At 42.1% G+C, this 16865-nt stretch carries 15 protein-coding genes; 10 read left to right on the forward strand and 5 right to left on the reverse strand.

The features are described 5' to 3' along the window. Positions 1-135: 135 nt before the first annotated feature. The 5 genes from PSR9079_RS04645 to PSR9079_RS04665 form a co-directional block, all read right to left on the reverse strand. Positions 136-804, reverse strand: a complete 669-nt coding sequence (locus PSR9079_RS04645; RefSeq protein WP_149980611.1) for a YoaK family protein — start codon at positions 802-804, stop codon at positions 136-138. A 120-nt stretch (positions 805-924) separates the two neighbouring features. Further along, a complete protein-coding gene (locus PSR9079_RS04650) occupies positions 925-4023 on the reverse strand; it encodes a bifunctional diguanylate cyclase/phosphodiesterase (protein WP_179959141.1) in 3099 nt (1032 codons plus the stop codon). A 147-nt stretch (positions 4024-4170) separates the two neighbouring features. Further along, complete coding sequence (locus PSR9079_RS04655; RefSeq protein WP_149980612.1) at positions 4171-4428, reverse strand: hypothetical protein; 258 nt, start codon at positions 4426-4428, stop codon at positions 4171-4173. After that, positions 4428-4877, reverse strand: a complete 450-nt coding sequence (locus PSR9079_RS04660; protein ID WP_145236851.1) for a hypothetical protein — start codon at positions 4875-4877, stop codon at positions 4428-4430. Before PSR9079_RS04660 ends, PSR9079_RS04655 begins: the two co-directional genes overlap by 1 nt. A 6-nt stretch (positions 4878-4883) precedes the next feature. Further along, positions 4884-5228, reverse strand: coding sequence for a DUF883 domain-containing protein (locus tag PSR9079_RS04665; RefSeq protein WP_179959142.1), 345 nt, complete (start codon positions 5226-5228; stop codon positions 4884-4886). A gap of 505 nt (positions 5229-5733) precedes the next feature. Between PSR9079_RS04665 and mraZ the strand changes: the two genes are divergently transcribed. The 10 genes from mraZ to murG are packed head-to-tail and all read left to right on the forward strand — an operon-like array spanning position 5734 to position 16860. Further along, positions 5734-6192, forward strand: coding sequence for a division/cell wall cluster transcriptional repressor MraZ (gene mraZ / locus PSR9079_RS04670; RefSeq protein WP_145236856.1), 459 nt, complete (start codon positions 5734-5736; stop codon positions 6190-6192). 29 nt (positions 6193-6221) lie between these two features. After that, entirely contained in the window at positions 6222-7160 is a 939-nt protein-coding gene (gene rsmH / locus PSR9079_RS04675) for a 16S rRNA (cytosine(1402)-N(4))-methyltransferase RsmH (protein ID WP_145236860.1), read from the forward strand. Continuing rightward, positions 7157-7483, forward strand: a complete 327-nt coding sequence (ftsL, locus tag PSR9079_RS04680) for a cell division protein FtsL (RefSeq protein WP_145236863.1) — start codon at positions 7157-7159, stop codon at positions 7481-7483. Before rsmH ends, ftsL begins: the two co-directional genes overlap by 4 nt. Beyond that, positions 7480-9297: a penicillin-binding transpeptidase domain-containing protein gene (locus PSR9079_RS04685; RefSeq protein ID WP_149980613.1), complete on the forward strand. Its 1818-nt coding sequence runs from the start codon at positions 7480-7482 to the stop codon at positions 9295-9297. The genes ftsL and PSR9079_RS04685 overlap by 4 nt, the downstream gene beginning before the upstream one ends. Next, positions 9290-10795, forward strand: a complete 1506-nt coding sequence (murE, locus tag PSR9079_RS04690; RefSeq protein ID WP_149980685.1) for a UDP-N-acetylmuramoyl-L-alanyl-D-glutamate--2,6-diaminopimelate ligase — start codon at positions 9290-9292, stop codon at positions 10793-10795. The genes PSR9079_RS04685 and murE overlap by 8 nt, the downstream gene beginning before the upstream one ends. Next, a complete protein-coding gene (locus tag PSR9079_RS04695; RefSeq protein WP_149980614.1) occupies positions 10792-12180 on the forward strand; it encodes a UDP-N-acetylmuramoyl-tripeptide--D-alanyl-D-alanine ligase in 1389 nt (462 codons plus the stop codon). Before murE ends, PSR9079_RS04695 begins: the two co-directional genes overlap by 4 nt. Beyond that, positions 12174-13256 carry a phospho-N-acetylmuramoyl-pentapeptide-transferase gene (mraY, locus tag PSR9079_RS04700; protein WP_145236872.1) on the forward strand — a complete coding sequence of 361 codons (1083 nt, stop codon included), beginning with the start codon at positions 12174-12176 and terminating at the stop codon, positions 13254-13256. The genes PSR9079_RS04695 and mraY overlap by 7 nt, the downstream gene beginning before the upstream one ends. After that, a complete protein-coding gene (gene murD, locus PSR9079_RS04705) occupies positions 13257-14582 on the forward strand; it encodes a UDP-N-acetylmuramoyl-L-alanine--D-glutamate ligase (RefSeq protein ID WP_149980615.1) in 1326 nt (441 codons plus the stop codon). Next, positions 14579-15754 carry a cell division protein FtsW gene (ftsW, locus tag PSR9079_RS04710; protein ID WP_145236878.1) on the forward strand — a complete coding sequence of 392 codons (1176 nt, stop codon included), beginning with the start codon at positions 14579-14581 and terminating at the stop codon, positions 15752-15754. The genes murD and ftsW overlap by 4 nt, the downstream gene beginning before the upstream one ends. After that, entirely contained in the window at positions 15751-16860 is a 1110-nt protein-coding gene (gene murG / locus PSR9079_RS04715) for an undecaprenyldiphospho-muramoylpentapeptide beta-N-acetylglucosaminyltransferase (protein WP_145236881.1), read from the forward strand. Before ftsW ends, murG begins: the two co-directional genes overlap by 4 nt. The last annotated feature ends 5 nt before the right edge of the window (positions 16861-16865 follow it).

The following is a 16865-nucleotide window of genomic DNA, read 5'->3' on the forward strand; positions in this document are numbered from 1 at the left end:
GAATTATACATCTAAATCAATTTATTATGTCTAAGAATTATTCCTAGTGAAATTACCTATCGATTCTTGAGATGAACGTTGATGTAGGTTTGTAGCAATGATGTACTGCAAAAGTGGTGTTAACTGTGCAAAGGGCTAAGTCTTGTTACTATTAATCGCTTTAAACACTGAGTAGCTAACGGCTAATACTAGACAGATGGTGGCGGGGATAAAGAGGGCATTAAATTTATAAAACTGGAATGCATAAGCACCTAATGTGCCACCGCAAATGAATCCTGAGATGATCAGTAAAAACAACAGTGCTTTGCGTTTATCAAAGGGTTCGCCTCTTAATTTAGCGCCAAGCATTAGCCCTAGATCAGTAAAGATACCGGTAACATGGGTGGTGCGAATAACTGCGCCGCTGTAAGTGGTGGCTAACGCATTTTGTAAGCCGCAGGCTGCAGATGCTAAATAGTGCCCGTTTACAGAGTCATTCGATAAAAAATACACTGAGCTTGCTAACAGCATGGCTTCAAATAACAGCAAGCTACTGTAGTTATGGCCGAGTTTTAATGCACCACTTTGCAAAAAAGCGCCGGAGATCGCCGCACCAACTAAAAAACTCAGTAGGATAAGAGCTAAGTGTAATACATCAGTAACGGGGGAGGTAACAAGGCTTGTGCCAAGGAGTGTTGCAGTGCCTGATAGATGTGAAATTGATTGATGTTTGAACCCTAGTAACCCTATCGAATTAACAAGCCCAGCAACAAGCGCAAGTAAAAACGATCCATATTCTACCCAACGAGGCAATTTTGAAATCACGGCTAACAGTTAATTTAATAAAATCTGTTTGGTAACCTATCAGTTCGTTATTTATTAAACAATAGTTAGCTAAGTTTTCAGTGCATAGTTTGTGCTGGATCTGTATTTAGTCTTTCGTATTTAGGTCGTTGTTGTGGATTGATTGCTTACTAGCGCTAAAAATTCCTGTTCGGGTAATGGCTTTGCAAACAAATAGCCTTGGCCATAATCACACCCTATACCAAGTAATAATTGCTGCTGCTCTGGTGTTTCAATGCCTTCGGCAATCACTTTTAAACCAAATTGATGTGCCATAGTGATAATTGCTTTGCATAACGCGAGATCTTGATTGTCGGCTTGAATGTTATCAACAAAACATTTATCAATTTTTAAATAATCTGCGTCCATTTGTTGCAAGTAGGCAAGCGATGAATAACCGGTGCCAAAGTCATCTAAAGCGAGTTCCATACCGGATTTTACCAGCGCTTTCAGGCGTTGTTGAGTGAGTTGCTCTGGTGCGATCATTAACCCTTCGGTGATCTCGCTAACAATTGCACTCGGTGGTAAATTGGCGGCTTTTAGCAAGGCTGGCCACTGATCAATACCGCTATCAAGGCAACTAAATTGCACTGGCGAGACATTAATACTAAGTTGAAAGTTGGCATCAACCTGAGCTCGTAAAACCGTTAGCGTTTGTAATGCGCGAGTAAATACAAATTGTCCTAATGGGTTGATATATCTAGACTCTTCGGCCAAAGGTATAAACTCTGCGGGACTAATTACGCCGCGTGTCGGGTGGCGCCAGCGCAATAGTGCTTCTGCTTTATGAATGTGCCCAGAATCTAGGTTAACGATTGCTTGGTAATAAAGATCAAATTGTTTTTGTTCAATGCCATAGCGCATATTTTTGAGTAAATCCATACGCGCTTGTGCTTGCTCGCGTAAGTTGTGATTGAAAAACTCAAAACAGTTACGACCACTTTGTTTAGCCTTATACATGGCTTGGTCGGCGGCTTTTAATAACAGCTCTGAGCTATCGCCATCGATTGGTGCAATAGCGATGCCGATGCTGGTTGCTATGTGTAGTTCTTCGCCTTCGAGTATAAATGCTTTTGTCATGGCATTGAGGATATCGTTGGCTACTTTTTTAATGTGTTCTTCAGTGACTAGCTTGGCATGCACAATGACAAATTCGTCGCCACCAATACGTGCAATAAACTCAATATCAACAATTTCTTGTTGCAAACGAATTGCGATCAACTTTAGTAATTCGTCACCATAAAAATGGCCTAAGGTGTCATTTATGTCTTTGAAATGATCAAGATCAAGTAGCATGATCACCAGTGGCTCATTAGGATTTAAGGCGTTGTTGAGGCGCTGGTTTAAGCGCTCTTTAAGCTCAATTCGATTAGGTAGATTGGTTAAATGATCAAAGTGAGTTTGATGCCATATCAGATCTTCGGCTGCTTTTTTAGCGGTAATATCGGTAAAAATCGCGACTCTGCGCTGCGCTTCAGAATGTTCATTGTATACAGTATCGATAGTAAGCCACTCTGTGAATAACTCGCCATCTTTACGACGGTTAATTATTTCACCTTGCCAACGGCCAGTCTCTTGTAATTGCAGCCACATTTCTTGATAAAACGCTTTGCTGTGCTTGCCTGAAGCTAAGATAGCGGTGGTATTGCCCAGGATTTCATTTTTACTGTATTGAGTTACTTCACAAAAAGCCGGGTTAACATCTAAGATAATGCCGTTTGGATCGGTAATTGCCATTCCTTCACTGCTATTTGAGTAGACCAATGAGGCCAGATGAGATGCTTTTTCAGCGTTCTTTCGCTGGCTGATATCTTGCAATACAATAGTGTACTCGTTGCTATTATGCTTGGCACTGATCCGCGCTTCAAATACTTGCTCGATTGCGCTGTTATTGATTGTTAATTCAAATTGGCTAGTTTTATTTTTGCAGGGCAAATGCTGAAGTAACTGTTTACTTTTTTCTTCACCAAGTAGCTCGCGAAGGTGTAACTTTGAACGTGTATACACAGGTAAATTTAACTGTGAAATTTGCCCACCTAAGTTCAGTACATCACCGTGAACATTGATCCGAATGTAGGTATCAGGCAAAGCGTTTAATAAACTACTCAATTCGTCATGTTGGCGTTTGACACTCGCTTCTGCCGTCAGACGTGTTTGCGCCATCGCTTTAAAATGTTGATAGAGAGTATTCAGCTCTGGGCTATTTAAAGAAAACTGTTTTGGTAATAACCCTTGCGCAAGCTCTTTAATCGTCAGAGTGAGTTGTGCTATGGGCGTTAATACGTTGCGCTTTAATTGGCTATGAGCAAATATAGACAGGCCAATAATCATCAATGTAAATGCAGCTAATGTGATAAAAAATAGTTGGTTGGCAGCTTGAATTGCGTTATTAAATGGCATGACAACATAGACATTTAGGCTATTTTTAGTTTCATCGGTATACATGGTTTTACTGTGTAAAATGTGATTAATACCTTGCAATTCAATTGTGCTATTGAGCATAGGTAGTTCAGAGCTAAATCCATAGGCGTTAATATTTTCGCCAAACAGCGATGGATCGTTAGGGTAATTTGCAATAATGCGACCGTTGTTGTCGGTTATAACAGCAATGGCATCTTCGGGTAAGTGAGAGTTGGCAAGTATCTGGCTCCACCAATCTAATGTGACAACCGTTACTACTGCCCCATATACTTGTTGCTGCTGATCAATAAGTGGATAAGCAAAATTGAAACTGAGGGAATTGATACTGCGATCTTTTTGAAAATAGCCAATGGCAAAGCTTTTAGTTGCCACAGCATTTTTAAAGTATTCACGATCGGCAATATTAATATTTTCTTTGCGTCCTTGCGATAAACACACCGCATCGCCTTGCATGTTGACGATACCAATATTTGCAATTTCAGGTTGAAGTTTTTGTATTTTAGCTAAGTAATAAGGGCAGCCGGTTTGTAATGGTGCGGCAAAATCTTTTAAATCAGCAAGTTGAGTGGTAAATGTCTTAATTTTTTTGAGTAGCTCAGTCTGCTGCTCAACAAGCTGTTCGGCAACCGTTAATGCCTGCAGCCGACTTTCTTGGCGTGCGGTTTCTTTGGCATGCCAAAGGCTAAATAAGATCACCAAAATGCCGGGTAAACTCAGTAATATAAATAACCGATAAAGTCGATGTTGTAACGATGAGGAAAAAATAACAATACTCTTCATACTGGGCTTTTGGTACAAAATTGTAGCCAATTAAGTTGAAAATAACCATATATAATATAAGGTTAATTGCGGTTTATCTAATAAAGACCAAAGTAATAGCTCTGAAGAGTAAGATTGTGCTGAGCAAAGCTCAGTATCTATAAGGATTTATAGCAAACGTAACAACCAGCTAAATTGACTTAGCTTTATTTTATTGGCTGAATTTTGGCCATGACCATTTAGCGCTTGATAGCCTGCACCTGCCGTAAAGGCACTGGCAATACCGACATTCGATACTGCAAAGCGTTTAAGTCGGTAGTTGAAAGCTTGATGATGTTGCTGTTTTAACGCATTGATGCTATTCATTTTTTGACTTAAGTGACGAACTTTATGATTTGGTTTCTTAATAAAATAATCAATTAGCATTATTCACCCCTATTTATATTGAGTAATTGTTTAATGCTGTGCGCAGTTTTATCAAAGCCAATTTTGCTGCTGATATAACCAATGTTTTTCCACAGCCACATTAAACAAAGCAATTGTAAGCCAATTAGACATACAGCACTGAGCCATATTGATTGACTAAAGGCAAAAACCGCAAAGCCAAGTGTGATCAGCAAACCGGCCCACAACAATACTAAACCACCGGCAAAACTTACCAGCAAAATAATAGTCAATGCCAAAGAGCGAGTTGATAGTCGCCACTCGGCACTCGCTAATTCTTTGCAAATACCAGCCTGTTGGCGATAGTCTTGATAAAGTTGCTCACCATATTGAGATAATTTAGCAAGATGATCTTGCCACTGATCAGCACTTTGCGGTGCAGGATCAGCGGCTTGATGCTGTTTATCTTTAGGATCGGTATGTGGTTGCATAATTGCTTACTTGCTACGGCGAAATAGTGCTGTCACTAGCATACCAGCAGCAAACGCAATACCAGCTGTAGCAAGCGGGTTTTCAGAGGCTAATTGACGAGTTTTACCACTGTATTCAGACAGTTTTTCACGCGCAATTTTTTGCTTTTCAGTGAGTGTTTCAGCTGAACTTGAAGCACCATGACGAATACTTTGTTCTGCTGTTGCAGCCTTTGAAGACAGCGAATCAACAGCAAGATGAGCCGCTGAGGTTGCTTTGTCTGTTAATGGTGATTCAGTGTGAGCAGCAATATCATCAACTTTTTTACTGGTTTTTGCAGCTGAATTTGAACTTGATGTTGAAGTAGTCATAGTAATCGTTCCTTAAATATAAAACTAGATTGTGTAATACTTGTTGCAGCCTTCGTACCACTTCTACGATCTTTTTTATTTAAATATAAATCAATGGGTTGCATTTTATTTGTGAATTATGTTGTTTGAAATAACAGCGCTTTAAGTAACTATTGCAAAAAGATCGCGTAAATTTTACAAGATCTATATAAGCAGCAATTCGCGACTAATATTTTGTAACTGTTCATTGATTATTCATTAATCATTTAAGTCTATTTATTTTGTTTTATCTCAGAATAAAATATTTTTTTTGATGTTATCCACTTTTTCCCACGTAATTCAGTAGCTTCGCGCTAGGCCTTATTTTTTCTGGCTTTAACACACCATTATAGGTTTTTGCTGACTTGACAAAATAGCTTGTCAAGCCCTAAACTGGAGCACTGTGGTAAAAAGTGGTATTTAGTGGATCAAATTGGATCAAATTAATCAAAACAGATTAATTACAAACTTTTAAAGTAGGCTTTTTATGTTCCGTGGTGCGAGTTCACTGAGTTTGGATGACAAAGGACGATTTGCGGTACCGACTAAGTACCGAGACTCGCTGTTGTCTGAAGATCAGGGGACGGTGATCTGTACTGTCGCACTGAACGAGCCTTGCTTGTGGTTGTATCCACTGGCGCAATGGCAGGATATAGAAGATCGCTTAGCTAAAATTTCCAATATGAATCCACGCGCTCGACGCATGCAACGGATGTTGTTAGGTAATGCAACAGAATACCAATTAGATAAAAATGGCCGAATATTGCTGGCACCGTCGTTACGGTCTCATGCTGATTTAGGCAAAAAAATCATGTTGGTCGGTTTGATGAATAAATTTGAGATCTGGGATGAAGAACGTTGGCATGAACAAATGCGCCAAGATACCGAAATTGAACGACTCGGTGAGTTTGAATCAACCCCAGACTTAGATAATTTTTCGCTCTGATCACACAATAAAAAGGCAAACAATAGCTAATGACAGCGCAATTTGAACATATTTCCGTACTAATGGACGAAACCATCGAGGGTCTAGCAATTAAGCCAGACGGTATTTATATGGATGGTACATTTGGCCGTGGCGGACATTCTGGACAAATCTTGGCGCGCCTTGGTGAACATGGCCGATTACAGGCCATTGATCAAGATCCACAAGCGATCAAGTCTGCCGAAAAGTTTGCCGACGATAGCCGTTTTGCCATTGCCCATACTCGCTTTTCTAACCTATACGAAGTAGCAGAGCAAAACGATCTATTAGGAAAAGTAGATGGTATTTTATTAGATATCGGTGTGTCATCACCACAACTAGACGATGCCGAGCGTGGTTTTAGCTTTATGAAAGATGGCCCGCTTGATATGCGCATGGATCCTACCAGCGGCCGCAGTGCTGCGCAGTGGTTAGCTGAAGCCGAGCTGGAAGACATTGTTCATGTGATCAAAACTTATGGCGAAGAAAAATTTGGTCGTCGTATTGCACATAAAGTGCTTGAAGTGCGCGCTCATACGCCGATTACAACAACTAAGCAACTTGCTGATTTAGTTGACGAAGCAGTGCCAGTAAAGGATAAGTTCAAACACCCTGCGACGCGTACTTTCCAAGCTATTCGTATTTATATCAACAGTGAATTGGAAGAGATTCAAACGGCATTACAAGCTGCGTTGGGTGTATTAAAGCCCGGTGGCCGATTAGTGGTGATTTCGTTTCATTCACTAGAAGACCGTATTGTTAAACAGTTTATTAAAAAACAGAGTAAGGGAGCGGCGTTACCCAGAGGTCTGCCTTTAACTGATGCACAAATAAATCAAAATCTGACGTTAAAAGCAGTGGGTAAAGCTATTAAGCCAAGCCAAGCTGAAGTTGACCGTAACCCACGTTCACGCAGTTCAGTACTTAGGGTGGCACAGAGATTGGGATGAAGCCAAAAGCGAATCATCGACAACCCAATTTATTTTTAGAAATAATCAAAGGCCTAGGAGCAAACAAGTTAACCTCGGCCTTACTGGTTGTGATATTCGCATCTAGTTTGAGTGTGGTGCAGGTCACTCACTTTGCTCGCCAAGAGCTGATTGAACAAGATCAGCTGTTACAACAGCGAGATGAACTCGATTTAGAATGGCGTTATCTATTAGTTGAAGAAGAGTTTTATTCGCAACATGCGCGCATTGAAGAAATTGCTATTGAGCAACTGCAAATGAAACGGTCCACAAGCCAAGATGAACAGGTGATAGTACTGCCATGAGAAGTAGAGGAAAAAAACCAGTAAATAGTTTGATCACATGGCGTTTTATGCTGGTGTGCTCTGTGGTGCTGCTGGTTTTTGTGACTTTAGTGTCTCGTGCTGCTTATTTGCAAGTTATTGAGCCTGATAAAGCCCGTTCAGAAAGTAATAAACGTACCGTGCGCGTGGAAAAGTTGCATGTGCAACGCGGGATGATTTTTGACCGTAATGGCAAAGAACTTGCTGTTAGTGTGCCGGTTGTAAGTGTATATGCGGATCCTAAAGCATTACATAAATCACTGCGTGCTAAAGTGCTCAAACAGGCGCGCAAAAATGGCGAAGATGAGAATGCCCTTGCAGAAAATACCGCGCTACTTGAACAACGTATTGCGCTGTACTACAAAAATGATTTACGTTGGCGTGAGCTTGCCGATGTACTGCGTATTGAACCGAAAAAAATTAATGGTCGCTTGCGGGATGATGCCAGTCGCCGCTTTGTTTATCTAAAACGCCAAGTAACCCCTGCCGTTGCCAATTATATTGGCGATTTACGTCTGCCTGGTATTCATTTATTAGATGAATCAAAACGCTATTACCCTGCCGGAGAAGTCACCGCACATGTGCTTGGTTTTACCAATATTGATGGTAAAGGTATCGAAGGCATAGAGAAGCTTTACGAAAACGCATTAACTGGCGTTGAAGGTCGTCGCACAATTCGTAAAGATGCACAGGGGCGTGAAGTTGAAGTGCTTGATGAACGTGAACGGATTGAACCCGAAAACATCCAGCTTAGTATTGATCAGCGTATTCAAGCGATAGCCTATAAAGCGGTTAAATCAGCCGTGCTGACCTACAAAGCAACGTCTGGCTCTGCGATGGTGGTCGATGTGAGAACTGGTGAAGTGTTAGCGATGGTTAACAGCCCGTCTTTTAATCCAAATAATTTAAATGATGCAGCGCCGCATAAACGCCGTAACCGAGCGATCACGGATTTGTTCGAACCAGGTTCAACCGTTAAGCCTCTAGCCATATTAGCTGGGTTAGACTACGGCTCAATCCAACCGGATGATAAAATTGATACTTACCCAGGCTGGATGCGCATCGGTGGTACGTTAGTTACAGACTCGCGTAACCATGGTGAAATGACCTTACGTGAGATTTTAAAGTACTCCAGTAACATGGGTGTGACAAAAATAACGCAAGATGTACCGAAGGATTACTTTGTTGGCTTGTTCCAAAAAGTTGGCTTTGGTTCTGATACAGGCACCGGCATGGTTGGTGAAAGTAGTGGCTTGTTTTATCCGAATCGACGTTGGTCTGACCATGAAATTGCAGCACTTTCTTTTGGCTATAACGTTGCTGTAAGCACCGCACAAATGGCGCGTTTTTATGCCATGTTAGGTGCCGGCGGGATCAATAGACCATTGACCATCCTCAAGCAAGATTCAATCCCTGAAGGCGAGCGTATTTTTCAACAAAAAGATGTTGAAGCGGTTGTGCATATGATGGAAAGCGTTTTTGAAGAAGGTGGTACAGCGAGCCGCATAAAAGTTGATGGTTATCGTGCTGCGGGTAAAACGGGTACCTCTAAAAAAGCCGCTGCAGGTGGTTATGGTGATGAGTATGTTGGTTACTTTACAGGTATAGCACCTGCGAGTAATCCACGTTTAGCTGTTGTTGTAATGATCAATGAGCCCGGTGGAGATGTTTATTATGGCGGTGCAACTGCAGGACCAGTGTTTGCAGAAATAATCTCCAATGCGTTAAGAATTTTAAACGTGGCACCAGACAAAGGCTCGGTTGCCTACGTGAAGGGCATAGATGATGATGCGTGATTTAAAAATAATTTTACAACAAATAGAAGTAGCAGCAACAAGCTTACTAGTAAAGCACTTGCGTTTGGATAGTCGAGATGTCACCCCTGGGGATGTCTTTGTAGCAATTAAAGGTCATCAATTAGATGGCGGACAATTTATTGATAAAGCGATTGCAAATGGTGCAGTTGCAGTGATTGCTGATCGTTTATGTGAGTTTGAATGTGATTTTGAACCGCTTTATTTAATTTCCGATTTGAATAAGAAATTGCCCGCATTAGCGAGTCATTTTTATCAACAACCAAGTAAACAATTAGATGTGGTGGGTGTTACTGGCACCAATGGTAAATCAACTACCACTGCGATGATTGCTCATTTAGCTAAGTTTTGCGACACCCAATCAGCGATTATCGGTACGCTTGGGTATGGGCAACCAGAAAGTTTAACTGAGTTAATCAATACCACACCGTCTTGTGTTGATTTACAAAGAATATTAGCGCAACTTGCCACTGACAATAACAAACTGGTGGCGATGGAAGTGTCATCACATGGTTTGGTACAGCAGCGTGTTGCGAAAACGCACTTTAAAGCTGCTGTGTTTACCAATTTATCGCGCGATCATTTAGATTACCACGGTGATATGGCCAGTTATGCCGATGCAAAGTTAATGCTAATGCGAGATTTTGACGCGCAGCTGGTGGTACTAAATCAAGATGATAACCAAGTAGAGCAATGGTTAGAACAATACGATTTTAATAACTTAGTGTGTTATGGCCATAAAAACTTGCAGCCAAAAGGTGCTAAGTTTGTGTACTTCACTGATGTTTCTTACCATAAAACCGGTATATCGGCACAGTTGACGACAAGTTGGGGTGATATTGCTATTACCAGTCCGCTGTTTGGCGAATTTAATTTATATAATTTAGCGGCTGCAATCGCAACTTTACTTGGTTTAGGTTACCCATTAGATCAATTGGCAGCGGGTTGTGCAAGCTTGCAACCAGTTGCTGGACGCATGCAAGCATTTAGCGCGCCAAACCAACCAACCTGTATTGTTGATTATGCTCACACGCCAGATGCGTTAGCTTTAGCATTGCAAGCATTGCAACAACATGTGCCCGGTGGCGTAAGTTGTGTATTTGGTTGCGGCGGAGACCGTGATAAAGGCAAGCGACCAATGATGGCCCAAGCGGCTGAGCAAAATGCTGATAAAGTAATTATTACCAGTGATAACCCGCGTAGCGAAGATCCATGGCAGATCATTAAAGATGTTGCTGCTGGTTTAAGCCAGCCTGATCGTGCGCACTTAGAAGCTGACCGTGCTCATGCTATTGCCTTTGCAATAGATAACGCAAATGCCAATGACGTAGTGCTTATTGCAGGTAAAGGCCATGAAGATTATCAAATAATTGGTACGCAACGGATAGATTTTTGCGATCGTAAATTTGTCCAGCAGCACTTACAACAAAAGCAAAAGCTAGACCCACAAGAACAACAAATAAGAGGATCGCAGTTATGATCCCAATGGATTTTGATTGGCTAGCAAATGTGCTAGCAACTGATTATCAAGGTGATAATCAAACAGTAAAAAATATTAATACCGATACTCGCACCGTATGCGAAGGAGAAGTATTTTTAGCCCTACAAGGCCCTAATTTTGATGGCCATCAGTTTTTACAACAAGCGAAAGACAAAGGCGCAATTGCCGCTATTGTTAGTCAAAAAGTTGCCGTTGATATTCCACAGTTTTTAGTTACGGATACGCGTATTGCGCTAGGCGAAATTGGTGCTGCGGTAATGGCCAGTGTGGCACCAAAAACTATCGCAATTACAGGCAGTGTCGGTAAAACCACAGTAAAAGAAATGTGCGCAGCTATTTTAGCTCCTCACGGTGAAGTACTGTCGACTAAAGGTAATTTTAATAATGACATTGGCGTGCCATTAACCTTGTTACGCCTAGAACCGCAGCACAAATATGCGGTGATTGAGCTTGGCGCTAACCATATTGGTGAAATTGCCTATACCACGGCGATGACTAAGCCAGATGTTGCCGTTGTTTGTAATGTGGCAGCTGCGCATATTGAGGGTTTTGGCTCTCTTGCGGGTGTGGCAACGGCTAAAAGTGAAATTTACGATGGTTTGAAAGAGCATGGCATTGCGCTAGTTAACTGTGACAGCGAATTTAGTGATGGTTGGCTTACTAAGTTACAAGGGCGCAGTGTAAAACGTTTTTCAAGCACTGAAAAACTAGATATTTGGGCAGAAGAAGTCAGTCTCGATGAGCAAGCTCAGGCGTCTTTTTATATTTGTACCAAGCAGCAGCGAGTACCCGTTAAGCTTGCATTGCCAGGTCGTCACAATGTTACAAACGCCCTTATAGCAGCTGCATTAACCTGTGAATTTGGCGTTAGTCTTGAGGCGGTGGCAACGGCACTCGCAACCATGGCTGAAGTAAAAGGCCGAGTAAACATAATTCAAGTCAATGAAACACTAACCGTGATTGATGACACTTATAATGCCAATGTGCAATCGGTTAAGGCTGCAATTGATTTATTACGCGACCTCCAAGGTCAGCGTATTTTAGCGTTAGGTGATATGGGAGAACTTGGAGAAGAAGCCGCGCTTTATCACCAACAAGTTGGCGCCTATGCCAAACAACAAGGTATTGATGAGTTGTATAGCTTAGGTGTACTGAGTCAATACGCCAGTGATGAATTTGCTAAACCACAGCGGCATTTTTCAAGCCGCGAGGAACTGTTGCAACAATTACAAGCACAGTTAACTGACTCAGCACAAAAAACCACCATAGTCGTGAAGGGATCGCGCAGTTCTCGCATGGAATTATTAGTACAAGATTTAGTTAACAGCCAGCAAACTGGCCGCAATGGAGTATCTCAATGTTAGTTTGGCTGGCCGAGTATTTAACACAATATTACAGTGCATTTAATGTGTTCTCGTATTTAACCGTTCGCGCTGTATTTGGTATTTTAACGGCATTATTAATTTCATTGTATTTTGGCCCTAAGTTGATCCGGGCATTGCAAAGAATGCAAATTGGTCAAGTAGTTCGTAACGATGGCCCAGAGTCGCATTTATCGAAAAAAGGCACCCCAACCATGGGAGGCTTGTTAATTTTAGCGTCTATTTTTACCAGTACTTTGCTGTGGGCTGATTTAGCGAATAAATATGTATGGGCTACCTTGTTTGTGATCGGCTCATTGGGAATTGTGGGCTTTGTTGATGATTACCGTAAAGTGATCCGCAAAGATCCAAAAGGGTTGATTGCTAAATGGAAGTATTTTTGGCAGTCAGTGATTGCCTTAGTGGTTGCCTGCGCATTATTTTTTACTGCTAATCATGCCAACGAAACATCATTAGTAGTGCCGTTTTTTAAAGATGTATTACCGCAGCTAGGTTTGTTTTACATAGTTATGACTTACTTTGTCGTGGTGGGTACGTCAAATGCTGTGAATCTGACCGATGGCTTGGATGGTTTGGCCATTGTGCCGACTATTTTAGTGGCAGCAGCACTGGCTATTATTGCTTACTTAACAGGTAACGTGAATTTCTCAGCTTACTTGCATATTCCACATTTACCATTGGCCAGTGAGTTGGTTGTGGTATGTACCGCCATTGTTGGTGCCGGATTAGGCTTTTTATGGTTTAACACTTACCCAGCACAAGTATTTATGGGTGATGTTGGTTCATTAGCGCTTGGTGGAGCATTGGGTATTATTGCTGTATTAGTTCGCCAAGAGTTAATTTTAATTATTATGGGCGGTGTATTTGTGATGGAAGCACTGTCGGTTATCTTACAAGTTGGCTCTTATAAATTACGTGGCCAACGGATTTTTAGAATGGCACCAATCCACCATCATTACGAATTAAAAGGCTGGCCTGAGCCACGAGTTATCGTGCGTTTTTGGATAATTTCTATCGTGCTAGTGTTAGCTGGCCTAGTAACATTAAAGATTAGGTAAATGACGTATTTAAACGAGATGAAAAACAAACATATTACAGTGCTCGGACTCGGTGTAACCGGTCTGGGCATTGTGCGTTTTTTATTATCTCAAGGTTTAACGCCTAATGTAGTTGATAGTCGCCAATCACCGCCCGGTTGTGATTGGTTACAACAACATGCGCCAAATTTAACGACGCAGTTTGGTGATTTAGCAACTGCACAGCTTGAAAGCGCCGATATGATCATCATCAGCCCTGGTTTAAGTTTAACACTTCCAGCAGTTGCACAAGCAATGCAAGCGGGTGTTGAAGTGATTGGTGATATTGAGTTATTTGCCCGTTTAACAGACAAGCCGGTGGTGGCTGTAACAGGCTCTAACGGTAAATCGACAGTCGTTACGTTGGCTTATGAAGTATTGAAAATGGCTGGTTATAAGGTCGGACTTGGCGGAAATATTGGTACTGCCGCACTGGATTTATTAGCTGATGATTTTGATGTTTACGTATTAGAGCTATCGAGTTTTCAGCTCGATACGATGCACAGCTTAAAGCCGGTTAGCGCTACGGTACTTAATGTGTCGGAAGATCATTTAGACCGTTACCCGAGCTACCAAGCCTATATTGATTCAAAACAAACGATTTATGCTAATGCCGCGCTGGCTGTAGTAAATAAGACTGACCCAGCAACGTATACACAAACAATGCCGCAATTAAGCTTTGGCTTAGAAAATGCGGATTATTGTTTAATGACGTATCAAGGTGACAGTTACTTTAGTTATCAAGGCAAAGCTCTATTGCCTGTTAGTAGCTTGGCCGTAGTTGGTCGTCATAATCAGCTAAATGCGTTAGCGGTTATGGCATTATTGAGCCCATTTGATATCAGTGCTAGTCAGTTTGCACAAGCTTTTAGCCAATTTACTGGCTTGGCGCATCGTTGTCAGTTTGTTGCCGACCAAGCGGGGGTTAAATATTTTAATGACTCTAAAGCTACGAATGTCGGGGCCACCATTGCGGCGATAGAAAGTTTAGCCGATCAGGCCAGGCAACTAGTGGTGATTGCCGGAGGCGATGCCAAAGGCGCCGATCTCGATAGCTTAAAGCCGTATTTACAACAGCAAGTTAAAGCGCTTATTTGTTTTGGTAAAGATGCCAAAGCACTGGTTGCGTTGACTGACAAAGGCCACTTAACAGAAAATATGCAGCAAGCGGTGATGCTTGCCAAGCAACTTGCCACTGCGGGCGATATTGTGTTGCTTGCACCTGCATGTGCCAGTATCGATATGTATAACAATTATATGCAACGTGGCGATCACTTTAGCCAATGTGTTTTAGCGGAGGCAGTATGATCGCATTTGCTGATATCCGCGACTCTTTAACTCCTAAGCCATCGGCGCAGTTATACGATGTGCCACTGTTATATTGTGTGATCATGCTAATTGGCTTGGGGTTTGTGATGGTGACGAGTGCGTCGATGCCGACCGCTGATCGCTTATTTAACAATCCCTATCATATTATTATTCGCCACAGCATGTTTTTGGCGATGGGCTTTGTGCTGTTTTGGATCACCTGCTGTGTACCAATGACCTGGTGGAAACGCTCGAATCCTTACTTATTACTGTTTGGCATGGCGCTACTGATAGTGGTGTTAATCGTTGGACGTGAAGTGAATGGCGCAAAACGTTGGATCCCAGTAGGTCCGGTGGGCTTTCAGGTTGCTGAAGCGGCTAAATTATTCTTTTTCAGTTATATCGCCGGTTACTTAGTGCGTAAACGCGAGGAAGTTCAAGAAAACATCAAAGGCTTTGCTAAGCCAATCGCGGTGTTTGCAGTTTACGCATTGTTGATTTTATTACAGCCCGATTTAGGCACTGTGGTGGTGATGTTTGTAACTACCGTAGGCTTATTGTTCTTAGCTGGGGCTAAGTTATGGCAGTTTTTTGCCTTGATATTAACAGGCGTTGGCTTAGTCGTATTGCTCATTATTGTTGAGCCATATCGGATGGCACGGGTGGTCGGTTTTCTAGAACCATGGGATGACCCATTTGGTAAAGGCTACCAGTTAGTACAATCGCTGATGGCATATAGCCAAGGTGGTTGGTTTGGCCAAGGTTTAGGTAATAGTGTGCAAAAATTGCAATATTTACCAGAAGCCCATAATGACTTTATTTTTGCGGTGATTGGCGAAGAGTTAGGTTTTATCGGTATCGTCAGTATTTTAATGGTGTTTGGTACTTTGGTGTTTAGAGCACTGTTAATTGGTCAGCAAGCACTTAAATGTGGCAAAGAATATGAAGGTTACTTTGCATTCGCAATAGGTATTTGGTTTGCATTTCAAACCATGGTTAATGTGGGGGCGAGTGCCGGTATTTTGCCAACCAAAGGTTTAACCTTGCCGTTTGTATCTTATGGTGGCTCAAGTTTACTTATCATGACTATTGCGGCAGGTATTTTATTACGCGTGGATTTTGAAACCAAAATGGCCACTAAACAAGCAACATCCGGTGGAGGCAAGCGATGAATAAAAAATTAGTCGTTGTTGCTGGTGGTACTGGCGGGCATATTTTTCCCGGCATAGCTGTGGCTGACCACTTAAGGCAACAAGGTTGGCAAGTGAGTTGGATTGGCACTGCTGATCGAATGGAAGCGCAGGTTGTACCAAAGCATAATATTGAGATTGATTTTATTAATGTTAAAGGTGTACGTGGCAATGGCCTTGCACGTTTAGTAAAAGCCCCTTTTATGGTGATTAATGCCATATTACAAGCACGCAAAGTATTGAAAAAACAACAACCTGATGTTGTGTTAGCAATGGGCGGCTATGTTACTGGGCCGACTGGCATTGCCGCAAAAAGCTTAGGTATACCACTGGTGATCCATGAGCAAAATGCGGTTGCCGGTATGAGTAATAAGTACTTAGCCAAGTTTGCCAATAAAGTGTTGGCTGCATTTCCGCAAGCATTTGCCTCTGGATACAGTGACGTAGTTGGTAATCCGGTACGAGCCAGCGTAGCAAATGTGGCAATGCGGGAAGTATCAAGTCCGGTTAACGTGTTGGTCGTTGGTGGCTCGTTAGGTGCGCAGGTGCTAAACCAAACTTTGCCAGCAGCATTTAAACAGCTCAGTGAAGAGTTTCAGATCAATACATGGCATCAAACCGGTAAAGGTCATTTAGGCTCAGTAACACAGGCATATCAGCAGCAAGGTTTTAGTGCTGAACAAGCTAAGGTGGCTGAGTTTATTGATGATATGGATACCGCTTATGGCTGGGCAGATATTGTAATTTGCCGCGCGGGGGCGTTAACCGTCAGTGAGATTGCTGCTGCAGGAAAAATGGCCGTGTTTGTGCCGTTTCCGCATGCGGTTGACGATCATCAAACTGCGAATGCAAAATTTTTAGTTGATGGCAATGCGGCATTATTAATGCCACAGGGGCAGTTCAATCAACACAGTATTGTTGAACTATTACGCCCGTATTTAGCCAAACCAGCATTAATCAGTGAACTTGCAAGCAATGCTAAGCAATTGGCGACACTAGAAGCTACTGCCAATGTCGCATGGCATTGTATGGATGCCGCAGGTGTCCCCTTGTCAGCGCTGCAAGTAACAGAAAAAAGAGATAATTAAGTGAA

The sequence above is a fragment of the Pseudoalteromonas rhizosphaerae genome (assembly GCF_902498845.1).
Lineage (GTDB): Bacteria > Pseudomonadota > Gammaproteobacteria > Enterobacterales > Alteromonadaceae > Pseudoalteromonas > Pseudoalteromonas rhizosphaerae.

Bases quoted from the DNA above. Each gene is read 5' to 3' on its own strand.
- PSR9079_RS04650 (WP_179959141.1), bottom strand. From the start codon at position 4,023: ATGAAGAGTATTGTTATTTTTTCCTCATCGTTACAACATCGACTTTAT.
- PSR9079_RS04655 (WP_149980612.1), bottom strand. From the start codon at position 4,428: ATGCTAATTGATTATTTTATTAAGAAACCAAATCATAAAGTTCGTCAC.
- PSR9079_RS04660 (WP_145236851.1), bottom strand. From the start codon at position 4,877: ATGCAACCACATACCGATCCTAAAGATAAACAGCATCAAGCCGCTGAT.
- PSR9079_RS04665 (WP_179959142.1), bottom strand. From the start codon at position 5,228: ATGACTACTTCAACATCAAGTTCAAATTCAGCTGCAAAAACCAGTAAA.
- mraZ (WP_145236856.1), top strand. From the start codon at position 5,734: ATGTTCCGTGGTGCGAGTTCACTGAGTTTGGATGACAAAGGACGATTT.
- rsmH (WP_145236860.1), top strand. From the start codon at position 6,222: ATGACAGCGCAATTTGAACATATTTCCGTACTAATGGACGAAACCATC.
- ftsL (WP_145236863.1), top strand. From the start codon at position 7,157: ATGAAGCCAAAAGCGAATCATCGACAACCCAATTTATTTTTAGAAATA.
- PSR9079_RS04685 (WP_149980613.1), top strand. From the start codon at position 7,480: ATGAGAAGTAGAGGAAAAAAACCAGTAAATAGTTTGATCACATGGCGT.
- murE (WP_149980685.1), top strand. From the start codon at position 9,290: ATGCGTGATTTAAAAATAATTTTACAACAAATAGAAGTAGCAGCAACA.
- PSR9079_RS04695 (WP_149980614.1), top strand. From the start codon at position 10,792: ATGATCCCAATGGATTTTGATTGGCTAGCAAATGTGCTAGCAACTGAT.
- mraY (WP_145236872.1), top strand. From the start codon at position 12,174: ATGTTAGTTTGGCTGGCCGAGTATTTAACACAATATTACAGTGCATTT.
- murD (WP_149980615.1), top strand. From the start codon at position 13,257: ATGACGTATTTAAACGAGATGAAAAACAAACATATTACAGTGCTCGGA.
- ftsW (WP_145236878.1), top strand. From the start codon at position 14,579: ATGATCGCATTTGCTGATATCCGCGACTCTTTAACTCCTAAGCCATCG.
- murG (WP_145236881.1), top strand. From the start codon at position 15,751: ATGAATAAAAAATTAGTCGTTGTTGCTGGTGGTACTGGCGGGCATATT.